Genomic DNA, 17,320 nt, shown 5'->3' on the forward strand with positions numbered 1-17,320 from the left:
AAAGATGAAGAGTCACAAATCACTTTATATCAGCGCTCTTATTGCACTTCTGTTCATTTTTTCGGATGGCAGGACACAGCAGCCGGTCTCTGCGGCTGACAGGCAGGCCAGATTTGCAGGAACCTTCTATCCGGCAACAAAACAGGCCCTTGAATCACAGCTTCAGCAACTTTTCAAAGTAGCCGAAGCAGGCACTTCAAAAGGACGGGTTCAGACGCTGATCGTCCCCCATGCCGGGTATGCTTACTCGGGGATGGTGGCCGCATCCGGATATAAAAGCATTCCGCCTGATGCCTCCTATGAAAATATCTTTATCATTGCCTCTTCCCACCGCGAACAATTCCGGGGCTGTTCCATCTATCCCTCCGGAAATTATATCACTCCCCTCGGTAAAGTAAGGGTTAACCAGGAAATTGCAGACACCCTGATCCAGAGCCATAAAAACATCAGCTATAAGCCAGAGGCACATGACCGGGAGCATAGCATCGAGGTGCAGATCCCCTATCTCCAGTACCATTTCGGACAAATGCCTCCCATTGTTCCCATTGTTATGGGTTCCTCCTCCCTGGCAGAGGCCAGGGAGCTTGCCACCGCCCTGATACCCTACTTCACCCCGGAGAATCTCTTTATTATCAGTTCCGATTTTTCCCACTATCCGGATTATGAAGATGCCAGGCGGATCGACAGAATCACCGGCGATGCGATCCTGACAAAAGACCCGGAGCTTTTTTACAATGCGCTCCGGCAGAGCAGTGAAGCATCCGTAAAGAACCTGCTTACCCCCTGCTGTGGATGGAGTTCCGTTATGACCATGCTCTATATGGCCGACCGCCGGGAAGACCTGGAGCTGAAAGCAGTGCTCTACAAAAACTCGGGCGATTCAGATGCCGGAGACAGGGAGCGTGTGGTCGGATACTGGGCCATCGCCGGTACGATCGTTTCGCCTGAGGAGCATCCCTTTTCCCTGAGCACCAGGGATAAGCAGCTTTTGATCGATATTTCCCGATCCACTCTCGAAAGCTACATCCAGAATGAGAAGGTCTATGAGGTGAACCAGAAGGATCTGAGCTTCAACCTGAAACAGCCCTGCGGCGCTTTCGTCAGCCTCTACATGGGCGGAAGGCTAAGGGGATGTACCGGTAACTTCTCCCCTGAAAAACCCCTGTATGCTGTGGTTCAGGAAATGACCATCGCTGCTGCTACCCGCGATCCCAGGTTTGCAGCGGTCGAAAGCCCGGACCTCCCCTATATAAGCATTGAAATATCGGTCCTGACCCCCTTGCAAAAGATCAACTCCATCGATGAATTTCAACCGGGCCGGCATGGCATTTACATGACCAGGGACGGCCGGTCGGGCACCTATCTGCCCCAGGTGGCGGAGCAAACAGGCTGGAACAGGGAAGAGCTCCTCGGCCACTGTTCCCGGGAGAAGGCAGGCCTGGGCCGGGATGGATGGAAGGAGGCTGATCTGTATGTATACGAAGCGATTATAATTGGAGAAGAAAAGAAAAAATGACCGGGGGTGCCTATCATTTGATTTCCATCGGGACCGGGATCCTGTTCCTTTATATGATGAGCCTCTGGATGGTTCACCTCCGGGTGATTCCCGGAAAGCAAAACAGGAGGTTCTGGAACTTTCTGCTGCTTTTCTTCTTTATTTCCACCGCTGTTCCGGGACTGTTCCTGGTGGTGAAGGTCAACTATAAACTGAATATCCCCTGGGTGGAAGAGGTCATGCAGTGGCATGTCGACTGTGGGATCGCTTTCTCCCTCGTGGCCCTTTTTCATCTCCTCCGGAACATAAAATATTACACCGGGAAACAGGCTCAGTCCAGCGCTAAAACAAACGAATCCGGGGATATTCATCCCGCCGGTAACTTTTTTACCGGTCTGCAGGAGAGCATATTCTTTCTGCTGCTGGGATATATCAGCATCATGGCACAGCTGGTGTTGCTCAGGGAATTTATCAAGAGTTTCCTGGGAAACGAACTGGTTATCGGTATTTTCCTGGCCATCTGGATGGTGCTGACAGCCCTGGGGGCAAAGTCCGGGAACAATTACCGGGGCCGGATAGCCCTCCCCGGACTATACAGGATCCTGGCCCTTCTGGGGGCACTCCCTCTTCTTATTTATCTCCTGCTGATCCTGGTAAACAGGTTCTTCTTTCTTCCCGGCTACCAGGCCGGGATCCTGGATATCACCCTGGTCATTTTGCTCCTCACTGCCCTGTTCACGGGAATATCCGGATTCCTCTTCGGGTACGTATCCAGGTCGCCGGGAGCCCATAGATCCAGATCTGCCTCCTACAGGCTGGATGCTCTTGGATCCCTGGCCGGCGGGATATTTTTCAGTCTGATCCTGGTGTACCTGCTTAATAACCTGCAGGCCCTGACCCTCTTGTTCCTGATTACCAGTGTGCTCCTGGTCTGGATATACGGATTTCCAAAGCCCGGGGCCCCGCGGTGGACCCTGTTATTTGCCGGCATACTGCTCTTTGCCCTCAGTCTGGCTCCGGAGCTGCTCAACGCGGTGGAAGGACTCAGGTACCGGCAGGAAAAGGTCCTTCACATCAAGGATACCCCGCATGGCAATCTGACCTTTACCTCCAGGAATGATCAGGTGACGGGCTACCTGGACGGAAACCCGGTTCTCAGTTCCGGTGACCTGAGCCGGATTGAGGAATCCGTGCACTTCCCGGCGTTGCAGCACCCGGATCCCCTATCCTTCCTCTTACTGGGAGGCGGACTGACGGGTCACCTGGACGAAGTGGCCAAGTATCTGCCTGACAGCATCGATTATTGCGAAGCGGATCCATGGATTTTTCGCCTGGGGCGAATCTATTTTCCGGAGAACAGCTCCGCTCAACTCCGGTTTATTCCCCGGGATGGCCGCAGCTGGCTGAAACAATCGGGAAGCAGTCAGTATGATGTGATTATTTCGACAGCCGGGGATCCGCTTACCCTGGGCTGGAACCGCTATTTCACCCTGGAATTCTATCAACTGATTAAGAAACATCTTGCTCCGGAAGGAATCTTTTCCATGCAGCTGAGCACTGGTGGAAATTATGTGAATAATGAGGGAAGTCAGCTGCTGGGTATCAACTACCACACTTTGAAACAGGTATTTACCCATGTGGCCATGGTTCCCGGCAATTCCACGTACTTCCTTGCTTCAGAGGCCCCTCTTTCCATGGATTTCCCAACCCTTCTGCAAGATCATGAGATCTCCACCACCTATGTGCATCCCGACTACCTGGATGCGAACCGGATCTTATTCGACAGCGGGCAACTGCTCCAGCGGATTCAAAATGAGAAAGCTCTTATCAACAGGGACCTCAGGCCCGGCTTGTTTTTTGCCAGCCTCACCGGGCTGGAATCCCGGATGGGAAAGCATTCCCTGGCTATAACGGGGATCCTCGCCTCGCTGCTGTGGGTGGTTCTCTGGCTATCCTACAAACCCGTGAGATCCCTCATGTATATCTCCGGGTTTACCGGCGCCGGCATACAGATGGTGCTGATTTTGGTGATGCAGTCCCTCTATGGATTTGCCTACCTGGCAGCCCCCATGATGATTACCGTTTTTATGGGTGGACTGGTCCTGGGTACCCTGAGATGGAAGAGAAAGAGGAAAGAAGCGTCCCTTCTTGAACTGAGCGGAATGGCAGGGCTTCTGGCCCTGGTATCTGCCCTGGGCTTCCTGCTGCTCAGGGCCGGGGCTCTGTCCGATACCGGATTTTCCGGGCAGCTGCTGCTTGGAGCGGTAAACCTGATTACCGGGACCCTGGTGGGAACCGTTTTTAGCATGGCCGTTCATCTGAAAGATGGCTCGACCCCTGTAAGTCCGGGAATCCTTTACAGTGCCGACCTGGCAGGGGCCGCACTGGGAACCTTACTACCCGTGGTCTTTCTTCTCCCCTTGATCGGTGTCAGGAATACCTTTATCTTGTTCACCGGAATCAATCTGATCACCATGATCCGGCTTTGGGTTAAGGGAAATACTGCATAGGTCATGGACAAGCGCACCTTCATAAAAACCGGGGTATGCGGAACCGCATGTGCCCTGCTCGGACCGGGAACCCTGTTTGCCGAGGCCTCCGGGAGGCCATGGAAGTGGAGCCGGGAGGCCCTGTATCAGTCGGAGACCCCCAAAGGCGTTCGATGCCTGATCTGCCCGAACGAATGTACCCTGAAAGAGGGGGAGTTAAGCGAATGTCATAACCGCAGGGTGTACAAGGGCAAGCTCTATACCATCGCTTACGGAAATCCCTGTGCGGTGCATCTGGATCCCATTGAAAAAAAGCCACTCTACCACTATCTGCCGGACTCGGACGCTTTTTCCATTGCCACAGCCGGCTGCAACCTGGCCTGTCTCAACTGTCAGAACTGGACCATTTCCCAGTCCTCTCCCGAGGAAACCGAAAACTTTGACCTGATGCCCCAAAAGGTCATTGAGCAGGCCCGGAAATACAATTGCCGGAGCATTGCCTATACGTATTCCGAACCCATTACCTGGTACGAATACCTGTTCGATACCGGACAAATGGCCCGTGAAGCAGGAATCAAAAACGTTCTTGTATCGGCCGGCTATATAAACAGAGATCCTTTGCTGAACCTGTGCAAAGTAATTGATGCAGCCAACATCGACCTGAAGTCCATGGATGACTCCATCTACCTGAAACTGAATGCCGGAAAACTGGAGCCGGTGCTGAACACTCTCAAAACACTGAAAGATGAAGGCGTTTGGCTGGAGATTACCAACCTGGTGATACCATCCTGGACCGACGACCTGGATATGATACGCCGGATGTGCGGCTGGCTGGCCCGGAACGGCTTTGAGGACACCCCCCTTCACTTCAGCAGGTTCCATCCCCAGTACAAGCTGCAAAGGCTGCCTGCAACTCCCCTCCGGACGCTTGAATCCGCAAAAGAGATAGCTCTCTCAGAGGGCCTGAAGTTCATCTACATAGGGAATGTTCCCGGAAGCAAGGATACTCATACGCTTTGCCCCGGCTGCGGAGAAATCCTGGTGGAGCGCTCCGGATACACCCTCAAAAGCATGAAGGTGAAAAGCGGGCTTTGCCCCTACTGCTCCACCCCGATTCCGGGACACTGGAGTTGAACTCTTCTTTCCTCCCGGTGTTATAAGCATACGTACCAATGATCGATGAAGAAATTATTAAGCATATGCAGTATGCTGGCCCTGGTCCTGAGCCTGGCCGGGCAGGATACGCTGATACAGAAAAAAACCGTGAAATACAATAAATTAACTGAATTTGAGGAGTTTGTGATACTTGAAAAAGGGACCGAAAGACCCTGGACGGGCAAGTATGTGGAACATAAGGAAACAGGGGTTTATGTTTGCAAACGATGCAATGCCCCCCTCTATCGTTCTGATGATAAATTCGACAGCCACTGTGGCTGGCCCAGTTTCGATGATGAGATTGAAGGTGCGGTTACCCGGAAGATGGATGCGGACGGGCAGCGTACCGAAATTATCTGCTCCAACTGCGAAGGGCATCTGGGGCACGTATTCCTGGGAGAAAGGTTTACAGAAAAAAATACCCGGCATTGTGTGAATTCCTTATCCCTCCAATTCATCCCCGCCAGGTAAGAAGCTTGGCAGACCGCTCATTTTTTACTATCTTCACCCATCCAACTCTAACTACATAAACATGGGAAAAGGTGATCAAAAAACCCGCAGGGGAAAACTCTTCAGTGGCAGTTACGGAGTGCTCAGACCAAGAAAAAGAAAAAACGCGTTCAGCCTGGTAAGTGCAAGCAGGAAGAAAGCAGTTGAATCCGAAAAGCCGAAAGCAAGTCCGAAGCCTAAAGAAGAACCGGCCGCTGAAGTCACTGAACCGCTTGCAGAGGAGGTAAAGCCAGAGATTGAAGAGACTAAAGCAGCAGCAAAGAAACCGGCAGCCAAAAAGCCCGAAGTCAAAAAGGAGACCTCAAAAAAAGAGACTTTAAAAGGGGAACCTTCCAAAGAAGAACCGCCCAAAGCGTAGACCCGGTGCAGTGAGCAGGAGAATGAGCAATGTTTGCCATACTTGATATTGAGACCACCGGCGGAAGCCCGAAAACAGAGAAAATAACAGAAATTGCCATCTACTTTCATGACGGTGAGAAAATCGTTGATGAGTGGAGTACCCTGATCAATCCCGAAAAATCCATCCCCTATTTTATCACCGGACTTACCGGAATCACCAACGAAATGGTGGCCAATGCTCCCAGGTTCTGCGAGATAGCCAAAGAGTTGGTGGAACGCACCGAGAACCATACCATCGTTGGACATAATGTAAAATTCGACTACTCCTTTATCCAGAGTGAGTTCAGGAATCTCGGTTTTAGCTTCGATCGCAACACCCTCTGCACCATTAAACTGAGCAGAAAGATTATCCCGGGACACAAATCCTACAGTCTGGGCAAGCTCTGCAGGGATCTGGGCATTGAAATCACTGACAGGCACCGGGCAGAAGGCGATGCCCTGGCCACGGTTAAACTGTTCGAACTGTTGCGCGATAAGCAAAACGGGGAGTTTGAATCTGCCCTTGTTCAGGATCCATCCGGAAAATATAAGAACCTGAACGAGCATCTGACCGTGGAAGATATTCAAAACCTGCCCGAGGCATGTGGTACCTACTACTTCTTCGATGAGCATAAAGAGCTGCTTTACATTGGCAAAAGCAAAGATATACGCCACCGGGTCCTCTCCCACCTGGGAAACACCACATCCAGGAGGGCCATGGAGATGAAACAGCGTATCCACTCCATCTCCTATGAACTAACAGGCAGTGAACTGATTGCTCTGCTCAAAGAATCCAGAGAGATCAAAGAGCAGAAACCCAGGTTCAATCGTGCACAGAAACGATCAAGCTCCTACTGGGGCCTATACCCGGGGAAAGATGAATCCGGATATATCACTTTTTCGCTGAAGAAAATCTCTGAGACTGCGGACGACCCGGTCACCTGCTTTAATAATCAGAAAGAGGCCCGGGAAGTATTAACAAAAATGGTTGGTAAGCACTGGCTTTGCCAGAAGCTGAGCGGACTCTATCAGACCAATGGCGCCTGTTTTCACCATTCTATCAGACAGTGTAACGGGGCCTGCATTCAGGCAGAAGCTGTTTCAGCCTATAACAAAAGAGCAGGTTTACTGCTTGACAGCCTGACACTGGACCGTGGAAATGTGCTGATTATTGATAAAGGAAGGGATCCGGACGAGCGAAGCCTGGTTCGCATTGAGAAGGGGATCTATATGGGCTACGGATACCTGTCGGTAAATGAGGCTTACCTGGGAATTGAGGAGATGCTCGACTGCATTCAGCCCTCTCTGGACAACAGGGATATCAGGCAGATCCTGAGAAACTGGCTAAAAAACAACCAGGTGGAAAAGTTGCTGTATTACTGAGTTCTTTTCCTAAGGCAGATCTTCAATATCCTCCAGGTTTTCCAAACCAGGCATATCCAGGCCTGATGCAATGCTGGCAATGCTTTCCAGATCGATATCTCCCTGGATGGCGATCAGGGCATCCTCACCCCCTCCGCTGACAATCAGCAGGAATTCGGTGATCTTTCCTCCCTGTTCACGGGCCAGAAAAAGAACATTCTCATCCTGGTCCTTAACCGTCATCATCTCCTTGTATTCCGACCTGGGCAGCATCTCCAGCAATTCGGCAGCAAAGGACTCTGAATTACTTCCTTCCTGGGTCAGTATTTTAATAGAACTGATCCCTGCCGTTGCCTTTTTAAATTCATTGTATTCCGGATCGTTCGTCTCCAGGCTGTTCAAAAGGTTGAACATAAAGCTGGAAATATAGACGGTGGTATAACCTTCCTTTCCGCTGTATTTTTCAAATACCTTGTCTACGGCAGTATTCTGTCCCATTGCAAAGAGGGTCAATAGAATCAACACCCCTCCCATAAATATCCGTTTCATCTTATCTTGTTTTATATTTATTTTTCCTGAATCTTATCGTTCAAATTCTTCAACCCGCTGCAATTGTCCCAGCAGGCTGAGTTCCTTGCTTCCCTTGTTGATCTTCGACAGCGACTTCAAAGGATCGGAGGTGGTCCTGGATACCTTCCTGACCATTTCAAGCTCACTGGTTCCCTCATTCAGCTTGGTCGATACATAGGCCAGTGCTCTTTTGGCCTCTGCATAGGCATCCTGAGGATCTTCATAGGTGTCGGTCATCTGGCTGGAAGCCAGCAATCCCGGCTGGCCGTCTCTGAAATATCCCACATAAAGCGCAATGACCACCAGCAGTCCGGCTGCCAGTCCGGAAAGCGAAAATATAGAGATTCTCCTGGTCCGGATCACCTTTTTCTCCTGCTGGTCGATCACATCCAGGATCCTCTGGTTCAAGCCAACGGGTACCGGAATCCTGTTTCCGGCAGGCTCCAGAGACCGGAACAGGTCCCTGTCCGGTATCAACTCGTCCGGGACACTGCCCGAAGAAAAATACTCCTGAAGGATCTCCTCCTCCTTCATCGTGGTCTCTCCCTGGTAGAACCGGTCAATTAACTTACGTATCTCTTCTATACTCTCCATGCTGAATACTGTTTTTCAATCATTTCACGCATCTGTTTTCTGGCCCGCGATATACTCACCCGGATGGCATTCACATTCATATTAACCATCCCGGCGATCTCCTCGTACTCTTTTCCCTCCAGGTGCCGCAGATGGACCAGCGAGCGCTGCGGTTCGGGCAGTGCTGAAATAAGCTTATGAACAAGTTCCGCGTCTTCCTTCTTTTCAAGGTTCTCTGAAGGCGTTTCAGTGTGATAATTCTCTTTAAATTGTTCCGCCTTCATGGCATCCTGGTTAACTTTCCTTCTCCTCAGATGATCCAGGCATAAATTCCGGGTAATCCGGACACACAGCGCCTCAATGCTCTTGTAAGAACTCAGATCATTCCGCATCCCCCAGAGTCTCACATAAACCTCCTGGACAATGTCCTCAGCCTCTTCCCGGTTGTTCATCAGGCGAAAAGCCATCCGATACAACCGGGAACTGTAAGGCATTACCATCAGTTTAAACTCTGAGGACTTCATGCGGTATCAATAACTTTAAGAACTTCTAAGTTAAAAATCTAAAAATCGATGTCCAAATCGTGATCCATGTGCTCTGCCAGTTCTTCCAGGTCCTTCATGTTAAAGTCCCCCGTGATATAGATCAGGACATTGTCATCGCCACCCACAATCAGAAGAAACTCGGAAACAATGTTCTGATTCACCTTCATCCACATGCGGACCACCTCTCCGCTGTCATCCACCGTAAGAACCTCGGCAAAATCATTCACATCCAGATCGTTCTTGATCTCCTCGTAGAAATTAACATTTTCCCATCCCTCTTCATCCTCAATGGTCAGGATCTTGACACTGGCGATCTTGTCGACAGGAAAATCCTGCTCCTCCAGCTCCTCGATACCCATGGCATTTACCATCTGGAACAACTCGGGACTAAGGTTTACAGTGGTTATTCCCTGCTTTCCCTTGTACTTGGCAAAAAGCTTGTCTACAGCACTGTTCTGAGCCATTATAAAGGCCGGGAACGCAATTACCAGAATTAACAATACTACTCTTTTCATGATTTCCTTTTTTAGTTTATAGAACGATAAAAACTGCTTTCTAAACCGAAGACGAAGCAGACGGAAATTCATTACTGAGCGAGTAAAAAAAAGTGATGGATTTCTTTTTTGCAGAAAATAATATTGTTGTTATCTTTGCAACCGCTTTTAAAGCGATAACAGGATGACTCAGTAGCTCAGCTGGTAGAGCACATCCCTTTTAAGGATGGGGTCCTGAGTTCGAACCTCAGCTGAGTCACCACCCTCTTAGAACCCCGATCGGAAACGGTCGGGTTTTTTTTTATTCGATCAGGCCAAGCTTTTTGGCGCGGGCCTCCCAGTTCTTCCTGGCCAGCATCTGCATGTCCTCCACATTGTCCATCTCATCGACGATTTCCAGCCCGATAAGCGTCTCGAACAGGTCCTCCATGGTGACCAGTCCGCTCACCATCCCGTATTCATCCACTACGATGGCCATATGAATCCTGCGTTCAATCAGTTTGCTGAATAAGCGGATGATAGGGGTATCCTCATTCACGGCTGTAATGGGCCTGGCAATGCTTTTCAATGGCTCCCCTCCTCTGTTCTCGATAATCGCCTCCATCACCTCATCTCTAAGAACAAAACCTGAAAACTGGTTCAGTTCTTTATGGTAAAGGGGGATCCTCGAAAAAATACCAGGCTGGTTCTTTTCATAAAACTGTTCCATGGAGGTGTTTTCATCAGCCGCATGAATAACGACTTGAGGGGTCATAATGTTCTTTACCAGAATGCTCTGAAACCTCATCAGATTCTGCAGGATGCGGGATTCCTCGTCATCCATCACCCGGTTTTCAATAACCGTGTCGGTGATGGCCCGGAACTCCGGTTCGCTGATGGGCGATTTGCCGCTCCTCCCTTTCCGGAACAAACGGGTCACAGAATTGGTCAGAATGATAAAGGGATAAAGCGGTGAATAAATCATGATGCGCAGGGCATAGACGGTAAAACGGCTCAACTCTTTCCAGTAGAGTGCTCCCAGGGTCTTGGGAATAATCTCCGAACCAATCAGGATAATCAGAGTCAGGATGATGGATGCAATCGCCAGGTATTCGCTCCCCCAGAGTTCCTGGACCTGCGAGCCAATACCGGCTGCACCGATGGTGTGGGCAAAGGTGTTCAGGGTCAGAATAGCCGACAGCGGAAGGTCAATGTTTTTCTTGTAGTGGTCCAGCCAATGCGCATACTTTTTCCCCTCCTTCTGCTTCATATTGATGAAAATACTGGAGGTACTCAGAAGTGTGGCCTCGAGGATAGAGCACAAAAAGGACAAAAACAGGTCTATACCCAGATATACAAAGAGTATAACCATCGAAACAAAGATAGTTATCCTGTTGGATTTTTCATCTGTGTCTATTCTTTCGATTTCCCGGTCATGGGAACAAAGCGGACCGGGTAATGCTCTTTCTGCGAAAGGTGGCCCTTCCTGTCTTTTTGAACCTCTACCATATACTGGGTCTCAAACTGTCCGCCCACCGGTATCACCATACGTCCGCCAGGAGCCAGCTGGTCCAGTAAAGCCCGGGGGATCTCCTCCGGGGCGCAGGTCACAATGATCCGGTCGAAAGGGGCGGCCTCGGGCCATCCTTCGTAACCGTTTCCGATCCTGACCTGTACCTGGTCATACCCAAGTTCTTTTAAAAGTTTTTCTGCCTTTCGCCCCAGGGGTGCAACAATCTCCATGGTATAAACATGATTGCAAAGCTCCGCCAGCACGGCTGCCTGGTATCCGGAACCCGTCCCAATTTCGAGCACACGGAGTTCTGGTTCCAGATCGAGCAGTTCGGACATATGGGCCACAATAAAGGGCTGGGAAATGGTTTGATTATGACCGATCAGCAGGGGACTGTTCCGGTAGGCCAGGTCCCGGTATTCTTCCGGGACAAAGAGATGCCTGGGCACACGGCGCATCGCCTTCAGCACCCCGGGGTCCTTCACCGGCTGAAATGGATAATTCTCAATGCCCTCCCGGACCATTTGTTCCCTTTCCACCACCCTTTCCGAGAATCCGGGATGCAATTTCTGTTGTTCTGTGTTTACCTGCGAATAAAGCGGTAGTTCCCAAACCAGCAGTGTTAGGAAAAGCACAAACATAGTAATACGGTCATCCCGTCTCTGGAGGCCTGAAATCTGATCCTGAAATTCCGGAACACTTTTTGTAGTTGCATTTGTCTTGTTTTCCGCCATCGCTTGATTCGCTCTTTTGAATAAAAACGGAAGAAGGGCGAGAATGTTCAGGCATATGAGGGCCGGAACAAAGGATATTGCTAATTTTGTATTCATATAAATGAGAAAATGGAACGACTGATAAGGAACAGTGCTTTAATCATAGTGATCAGCATTGTATTTGCCCTGCTTCCGGCCTGTGAGAAAGAGGAGAACGGGAACGGGAATGAAAACGAACTTCCGGAAGAAACGCTGATTCTGAATGAATGGATCTGGGAAGGAATGAATGAGGTCTACCTGTGGGAGGCTTTTATCCCGGATCTGAACTGGAGAGAGGAAACGGATCCGGAAGCTTTCTTTTATAAGCTTTTGTATTCGGGGGACCGTAATTCCTGGATCGTAGATGATTATGAAGAACTTGCAGCTATGTTTGACGGGGTGGAGACAGCCACCGGTATGTCGGCATACCCCATGATATATACCGGAAACCAGGTGGTCAGTTTTGTGGAATATGTAACGCCAGGCTCCCCTGCAGCCGATTCAGGAATTGCTCGCGGCGATATCATATATACCATCGACGGCACGATTTTAACCACGGAGAATTACTATTCGCTGTATTATCAGACGACGGCCACTTTTGGTTTTTCCGATTGGAATGGTAGTGCCATGGTTCCCAACGGAACAGAGATTCCCCTCACGGCCATTGAGTTGAATCAGAACCCCATCATTTATGATGAAGTTATTGAATACCAGGGACTAAAAATCGGTTACCTGGTCTATACACAGTTTACCGCTGGAGAATCCGGCGAGTGGCTGGACGAGCTGAACGGGGTATTTAACGAATTTAAATCGGCCGGTGTCAGTGAGGTGGTCATTGACCTCCGCTACAACCCGGGAGGGAGCCTGGATCTTTCAGCTTATATGGCGGCAAGCCTGGCGCCCGCAGCGGTTATGGAAGGGAACGAGGTGTTTGTGGACCTGGTCTGGAACGACTTATACAATAGCTACTGGGCGGGGGCTGACCTGGATGATAATGGAGAGGCAGATGGCCTGGAGTCGGCCCAGCTCCGGATCCGGATGCCCCACAGCGATCTGAATCTGAATCTTTCCACGGTTTATTTTCTGACCACCGATGGGACCGCTTCGGCCAGTGAATCCCTGATGACCGGGCTCTATCCCTATATGAACGTGGTACAAATCGGAACCAGCACCTATGGAAAGTGCTATGCTTCCATCACCATAGATGACTGGGAAGAACCCAAGCGCCATAACTGGGCCATGCAGCCCATCGTAATCAAATATTCCAACTCAGAGGGTTTTACCGATTTTGTAGACGGGATAACTCCTGACATAGAGGTGGTGGATAACCTGCTTTATGCCTTGCCCTTCGGAAGCATGGGGGATCCTTTGCTGGCCACGGCGCTTGAGGAGATCACCGGGGTATCGCCCCTGGCGAAGAAATCGGTGGGACCGGAAACCCGGTTCAGTTCCATTCCCCGGCCCAGAAAACCATTGGTAGAGTGGCGGGTCGATCTGCCCCGAAGAGATTAGCTTCCGCTTGCGGTCCTTCTTTTTAGAATAGCCCGGTTAATCCGTTTGGCCAGACCCGGCCCTTCGTAAATAAACCCGGTATACAATTGAATCAGGGTGGCCCCTGAATCCAGCATTTCCAGGGCATCCCCGACAGACATAATACCACCCACTGCAATGACTGGCAGCTTGCCCAGGCTCTTTTGATGGATGTACCGCACCACCTCCAGGCTTCTGGCAGTAAGGGCTGCCCCACTGAGGCCCCCATTCCCGATGGCCTGAATCTGTTTCTCCGGCGTCTTTAAACCTGCCCTGCCAACCGTGGTATTGGTAGCTACGATCCCGTCGATCTTCAGGCGATCCACAATCTCCAGGGTTTCATCCAGTTGCTGTTCATTCAGGTCCGGGGAGATTTTTAACAGAACGGGTTTCTTTTCCTTTTTCTCCGCACGCAGCTCCATGATCCGCCCCAGGATCTGTTCCAGCGAATCCTGGTCCTGCAATTTGCGCAGGTCCGAAATATTGGGGCAGCTTACGTTGACCACAAAATAGTCCACTCCATCGTAAATGGCATTGAAAACAGCCTCATAATCGTCCACAGCCCTCTCGTTGGGGGTTTGGGTGTTCTTCCCTATGTTTCCGCCCAGAATAAGCCCTTTGGGCCGTTTACGGGCCAACCGGACTGCTGCTGCCTCCGCCCCCTGGTTGTTAAATCCCATGCGGTTGATCAGTCCCCGGTCCTTTTTTACCCGGAAACTCCGCGGTTTCTCGTTTCCCGGCTGCCCCAGCGGGGTCACGGTACCCACCTCGATAAAGGAGAAGCCAAAAGCCTGAAACTCCCTGTAAACACTGGCATTCTTATCAAATCCCGCGGCCAGTCCCACCGGATTACTAAAGCGTAATCCAAGGAAGGTGGTCTCCAGGGCCGGATGTTTCACCCGGTAAACACTTTTCACCAGGGGATGCAGACCCGGTATTTTAAAGACAATACGAAGAAAGGAGATAAGCAGGTGATGAATGGTCTCGGGCGGGAGCAGGAAGAGAATGGGTCTGATCAGGTACCTGTACATTCGATTTTTGCCTGCAAATATACACAGATTTCTAATTTGCGGGGGTAAAGGAACGGAAGGTATCATCCTCATAAATGACAAGGACCTGTAAAATCTTCCGCTTTCCAGAGCCTAAAGCCTCCGCTATTGCTCCTGTCGGAACACCGGCGGGATCCCCGCCTTCCGCGGAACTTTTAGCCGCAGAAGCTGCCGCTTCAGGTTTTTCCGGGCCTTTCACAGCTTCAGAAGCGCCCCTTGTTTCCGTCTCCAGGTTGTGTTGTTCAGGAATCCGGCCGGGATCCGGCTCTTCCGTTTCTACCGGAATATCAAAGAGATTTCCACTTACCTTCCTGCCCATCTGTTCATACATGCTCCCTTCCCCCGTCATCAACCAGGAGGCATTCAGTCCCGGAAAAGCTTTTAAAGTCTTCTGCAGAAAGTCAAAGCTGGGTTTGTTCCGGCCCGAGAGCACGTGCGAAATGCTGCTTCGCTGAACTCCTATCAGATCGGCAAATTTGGAAGGGGACAGCTGTTCCAGGTCCAGTAACTGAATAAGACGCTCTTTCATTATAAAATCTTTGATTACAAATGTAACAAGTATTTTGTTTCCATATGTAACATGATATAATTTACATTTGTAACATAATGGAAATAATAAGGATATTTGCTTATTATATGAAGAAAGGGCCTTTGTATGATCTACCGGACAAATAAGTAATTATGATGGATTATAATCATATGGTTTTATAAATCTTCAATCTGCTATATACCTGTTAAATCGAGCGCTTTCGAAGCGCCCGGGCCGGGCTTTTAAAGCCCACTGAGCCCGTTTTTACCTTAGTTTTTGCCTTCAGGGTTTATATTAAAGTAATATTTCATGTGATTCTGATATTATACTGGTTTTCAAGAATATATTTGGATATTTTGATAGTTTATAAGCACTTTTAAGGCTAATAGATGATATTTCATTGAAGTTTTATCACGATGATCTCTGTAATAAACTGGTTATTTGATGTTTATACCCTTCAACTTACGATTTGAAAGCCTGGTATATTTAGTTTACATATGTAACAGGACAAAAGGGCTGAATCTGTATTTATTTGTGTATTATCTCTTCTTTTTCCGTTGGTTACAATTGTAACCGCTGCTATATTGATTACATTTGTCAATTATATACGAAGATCTTAGCATCCCGGAAATTCAGTCCCCTGTTTGACTTCTCAGAGACAGACCATCTGGAATCCGGAACCTGGAGCCGGGGAACAGCATGCACGCCCTGCCTTCTCCCGCATGCAAAACTTCAGCGTTTGCAGAGACGATTTTCCCTCCTCCCCCTTCCTGTAGCCTGTAGCTGATTTTTTTTATGTGCCTGATTTATACTTTAGCCTTCCAGAATGAAGTATAGGCAGACTACCTGCCGGAAGGAATGAAAACAGGAACTTCTAAGGGACTTAAAAGGGCCCGAAATTCTGCTTTTATTTTTGAAATAGAAGAAGATAGACGGATTTTCCGGTGGATTCACCGGGAACTCAAGCAGGAGAAATCAGGCAGTTTTATCAGAATTCCTGGCCCAATTGATTCTCCTCGCAGCTTGCTGCGAGGAATCATCGATTAATTTTTTATTTTAAATGTGCTCGCTTACCCCGCAGCAGAGCTACGGGGAACCGAGTTTACGAGCTCAGCGCAGCTAAAACGCTAGCGTAATTCACCCTCCGAACGGGCCACGATGGAAGAAACCGTGGTATCTCCGGTGATATTGACCACCGTGCGCAACATGTCCAGAGGCCGGTCCACCCCCAGGATCAGGGCCAGTCCCTCCACAGGCAGTCCCACCGAGTTCAGAACAATAATAAGCATCACTATACTGCCGCTGGGAATCCCCGGTGAACCAATAGAGGCCAGGGTCGCGGTAAGCACAATCGTGAGCTGCTGAACCAGGGTCAGGTCAATGCCAAAAACCTGGGCAATAAACACTGCCGCTATGGCCTGATAGCAGCTGGTACCATCCATGTTGATGGTCACTCCCACAGGAAGTACGAAGTTGGCAATAGATTTGGAAACACCCAGTTCATTGGTTACCTGCTTCATAGTGACCGGCAGGGTGGCCGCACTGGAGCTGGTCGTAAAGGCGACCAGCTGGGCCGGCAGGATCGCTTTCATAAAGGCGGGAACCCGGAAACCGGTAAAAATACGCATCAAAAGTGGGTAGAATCCCAGAATCAGCAGAAATAGTCCGATGATCACGGTTAACATATACATGCCCAGGGCGGTGAAAATGTCCGCATCTCCGGAAAAATCCACAACCAGGGCCGCCATCAGGGCGAATACTCCGATAGGGGCAAATCGCATGATCAGATCCACAATCTTCAGAATCACGTCATTGAGGCCCTCAAAGAAGTCTTTGACTACCTCGGTCTTCGGGCCAGGTACCAGTACCAGCGCTATACTGAAGAGTATTGCAAAGAAAATGATCTGCAGCATTTTGGAGTTATCCCCGGCGGCTTTGAAGAAATTCTCCGGGATCATATCTTCGAAAAAGAAGAGTGGTGATTGTTTTCCTATTTCCCGGGCCGATTCCTGCGTGATCTCCAGCTGTCCGGCAAACTTTTCCCTGTATTGCTCCTGCTTCTCATCCGGAAATACATCTCCCGGTTTAAAAATATTCACCATGGCCAGTCCGACTGTTGTGGCAAACACCGTGGTTACTATATAGATGACAATGGTTTTGTATCCGATCCTGGAGAGCCTGGTAATGTCGGTCAGACTGGAAATTCCCTTGACAAGCGATACAAAAATAAGGGGAACAGCAATAAGTTTCAGCAGTTTAAGAAAGATTGTTCCCCACGGTTTTATCCAGTTGGTGGTGAAGTTTTCCCATCCTGTCCAGACGGCCACCAGACCGAAGAGGATTCCCAGTCCCATTCCCATAAAGATCTTTGCCCAGAGCGGTAGTTTTTTCAACATA

General features: G+C 49.7%; 16 protein-coding genes, 1 tRNA gene and 1 pseudogene. 9 read left to right on the forward strand and 9 right to left on the reverse strand.

Annotated features, from left to right (window positions below; translation table 11 throughout):
• Positions 1-4: 4 nt before the first annotated feature.
• The 6 genes and pseudogenes from amrB (at position 5) to P1P86_03240 (ending at position 7,410) form a co-directional block, all read left to right on the forward strand.
• Complete coding sequence (amrB, locus tag P1P86_03215; GenBank protein MDF1574185.1) at positions 5-1,516, forward strand: AmmeMemoRadiSam system protein B; 1,512 nt, start codon at positions 5-7, stop codon at positions 1,514-1,516.
• Positions 1,513-4,005: a hypothetical protein gene (locus P1P86_03220; protein ID MDF1574186.1), complete on the forward strand. Its 2,493-nt coding sequence runs from the start codon at positions 1,513-1,515 to the stop codon at positions 4,003-4,005. The genes amrB and P1P86_03220 overlap by 4 nt, the downstream gene beginning before the upstream one ends.
• 3 nt (positions 4,006-4,008) lie before the next feature.
• Complete coding sequence (gene amrS / locus P1P86_03225) at positions 4,009-5,118, forward strand: AmmeMemoRadiSam system radical SAM enzyme (GenBank protein MDF1574187.1); 1,110 nt, start codon at positions 4,009-4,011, stop codon at positions 5,116-5,118.
• Between the two features lie 72 nt (positions 5,119-5,190).
• Positions 5,191-5,604 (forward strand): annotated as a pseudogene (locus tag P1P86_03230) (methionine-R-sulfoxide reductase).
• A 67-nt stretch (positions 5,605-5,671) separates the two neighbouring features.
• A complete protein-coding gene (locus tag P1P86_03235) occupies positions 5,672-6,007 on the forward strand; it encodes a 30S ribosomal protein THX (GenBank protein ID MDF1574188.1) in 336 nt (111 codons plus the stop codon).
• Positions 6,008-6,036: 29 nt separating this feature from the next.
• The gene (locus P1P86_03240) at positions 6,037-7,410 is read left to right on the forward strand and encodes an exonuclease domain-containing protein (protein ID MDF1574189.1); all 1,374 of its coding nucleotides are present in this window, start codon (positions 6,037-6,039) and stop codon (positions 7,408-7,410) included.
• Positions 7,411-7,419: 9 nt separating this feature from the next.
• On the opposite strand, the gene P1P86_03245 is transcribed toward P1P86_03240, so the two are convergent.
• From P1P86_03245 to P1P86_03260, 4 genes are read right to left on the reverse strand one after another with little or no spacing between them, the layout of a single operon-like run.
• Positions 7,420-7,938, reverse strand: a complete 519-nt coding sequence (locus P1P86_03245) for a DUF4252 domain-containing protein (GenBank protein MDF1574190.1) — start codon at positions 7,936-7,938, stop codon at positions 7,420-7,422.
• A gap of 33 nt (positions 7,939-7,971) precedes the next feature.
• Positions 7,972-8,553 (reverse strand): hypothetical protein, encoded by a 582-nt coding sequence (locus P1P86_03250; GenBank protein ID MDF1574191.1) that lies wholly within the window; start codon positions 8,551-8,553, stop codon positions 7,972-7,974.
• A complete protein-coding gene (locus P1P86_03255; GenBank protein ID MDF1574192.1) occupies positions 8,541-9,056 on the reverse strand; it encodes a sigma-70 family RNA polymerase sigma factor in 516 nt (171 codons plus the stop codon). Before P1P86_03255 ends, P1P86_03250 begins: the two co-directional genes overlap by 13 nt.
• A 38-nt stretch (positions 9,057-9,094) precedes the next feature.
• Positions 9,095-9,592: a DUF4252 domain-containing protein gene (locus P1P86_03260; protein ID MDF1574193.1), complete on the reverse strand. Its 498-nt coding sequence runs from the start codon at positions 9,590-9,592 to the stop codon at positions 9,095-9,097.
• Between the two features lie 165 nt (positions 9,593-9,757).
• Here P1P86_03260 and P1P86_03265 point away from each other — a divergent pair.
• Positions 9,758-9,833, forward strand: a tRNA-Lys gene (locus P1P86_03265).
• A 39-nt stretch (positions 9,834-9,872) separates the two neighbouring features.
• On the opposite strand, the gene P1P86_03270 is transcribed toward P1P86_03265, so the two are convergent.
• Positions 9,873-10,922, reverse strand: a complete 1,050-nt coding sequence (locus P1P86_03270; GenBank protein MDF1574194.1) for a CNNM domain-containing protein — start codon at positions 10,920-10,922, stop codon at positions 9,873-9,875.
• A gap of 41 nt (positions 10,923-10,963) precedes the next feature.
• Positions 10,964-11,704 (reverse strand): protein-L-isoaspartate(D-aspartate) O-methyltransferase, encoded by a 741-nt coding sequence (locus P1P86_03275; protein ID MDF1574195.1) that lies wholly within the window; start codon positions 11,702-11,704, stop codon positions 10,964-10,966.
• Between the two features lie 201 nt (positions 11,705-11,905).
• On the opposite strand from P1P86_03275, the gene P1P86_03280 reads away from it, so the two are divergent.
• A complete protein-coding gene (locus P1P86_03280) occupies positions 11,906-13,327 on the forward strand; it encodes a S41 family peptidase (protein ID MDF1574196.1) in 1,422 nt (473 codons plus the stop codon).
• Here P1P86_03280 and P1P86_03285 read toward each other — a convergent pair.
• Complete coding sequence (locus P1P86_03285; GenBank protein ID MDF1574197.1) at positions 13,324-14,376, reverse strand: quinone-dependent dihydroorotate dehydrogenase; 1,053 nt, start codon at positions 14,374-14,376, stop codon at positions 13,324-13,326. The two genes, P1P86_03280 and P1P86_03285, sit on opposite strands and share 4 nt — an antisense overlap.
• Before the next feature lie 31 nt (positions 14,377-14,407).
• On the reverse strand, positions 14,408-14,923 hold the full coding sequence (locus P1P86_03290) for a helix-turn-helix transcriptional regulator (GenBank protein MDF1574198.1): 516 nt from the start codon (positions 14,921-14,923) through the stop codon (positions 14,408-14,410).
• Positions 14,924-15,567: 644 nt separating this feature from the next.
• Between P1P86_03290 and P1P86_03295 the strand changes: the two genes are divergently transcribed.
• Complete coding sequence (locus P1P86_03295; GenBank protein MDF1574199.1) at positions 15,568-15,699, forward strand: hypothetical protein; 132 nt, start codon at positions 15,568-15,570, stop codon at positions 15,697-15,699.
• Positions 15,700-16,050: 351 nt separating this feature from the next.
• Here the strand turns inward: P1P86_03295 and P1P86_03300 are convergent, their stop codons facing one another.
• Positions 16,051-17,319, reverse strand: coding sequence for a dicarboxylate/amino acid:cation symporter (locus P1P86_03300; protein MDF1574200.1), 1,269 nt, complete (start codon positions 17,317-17,319; stop codon positions 16,051-16,053).
• Between the last annotated feature and the right edge of the window lies 1 nt (position 17,320).

It is taken from the genome of Bacteroidales bacterium, assembly GCA_029210725.1.
Classification (GTDB): Bacteria; Bacteroidota; Bacteroidia; order Bacteroidales.

Excerpts from the sequence above, each read along its gene's own strand:
- P1P86_03220 (MDF1574186.1), top strand. The coding sequence starts at position 1,513 with ATGACCGGGGGTGCCTATCATTTGATTTCCATCGGGACCGGGATCCTG.
- P1P86_03275 (MDF1574195.1), bottom strand. The coding sequence starts at position 11,704 with ATGTTTGTGCTTTTCCTAACACTGCTGGTTTGGGAACTACCGCTTTAT.
- P1P86_03240 (MDF1574189.1), top strand. The coding sequence starts at position 6,037 with ATGTTTGCCATACTTGATATTGAGACCACCGGCGGAAGCCCGAAAACA.
- amrB (MDF1574185.1), top strand. The coding sequence starts at position 5 with ATGAAGAGTCACAAATCACTTTATATCAGCGCTCTTATTGCACTTCTG.
- amrS (MDF1574187.1), top strand. The coding sequence starts at position 4,009 with ATGGACAAGCGCACCTTCATAAAAACCGGGGTATGCGGAACCGCATGT.
- P1P86_03235 (MDF1574188.1), top strand. The coding sequence starts at position 5,672 with ATGGGAAAAGGTGATCAAAAAACCCGCAGGGGAAAACTCTTCAGTGGC.
- P1P86_03300 (MDF1574200.1), bottom strand. The coding sequence starts at position 17,319 with ATGTTGAAAAAACTACCGCTCTGGGCAAAGATCTTTATGGGAATGGGA.
- P1P86_03290 (MDF1574198.1), bottom strand. The coding sequence starts at position 14,923 with ATGAAAGAGCGTCTTATTCAGTTACTGGACCTGGAACAGCTGTCCCCT.
- P1P86_03250 (MDF1574191.1), bottom strand. The coding sequence starts at position 8,553 with ATGGAGAGTATAGAAGAGATACGTAAGTTAATTGACCGGTTCTACCAG.
- P1P86_03280 (MDF1574196.1), top strand. The coding sequence starts at position 11,906 with ATGGAACGACTGATAAGGAACAGTGCTTTAATCATAGTGATCAGCATT.
- P1P86_03260 (MDF1574193.1), bottom strand. The coding sequence starts at position 9,592 with ATGAAAAGAGTAGTATTGTTAATTCTGGTAATTGCGTTCCCGGCCTTT.
- P1P86_03270 (MDF1574194.1), bottom strand. The coding sequence starts at position 10,922 with ATGGTTATACTCTTTGTATATCTGGGTATAGACCTGTTTTTGTCCTTT.
- P1P86_03285 (MDF1574197.1), bottom strand. The coding sequence starts at position 14,376 with ATGTACAGGTACCTGATCAGACCCATTCTCTTCCTGCTCCCGCCCGAG.
- P1P86_03245 (MDF1574190.1), bottom strand. The coding sequence starts at position 7,938 with ATGAAACGGATATTTATGGGAGGGGTGTTGATTCTATTGACCCTCTTT.
- P1P86_03255 (MDF1574192.1), bottom strand. The coding sequence starts at position 9,056 with ATGAAGTCCTCAGAGTTTAAACTGATGGTAATGCCTTACAGTTCCCGG.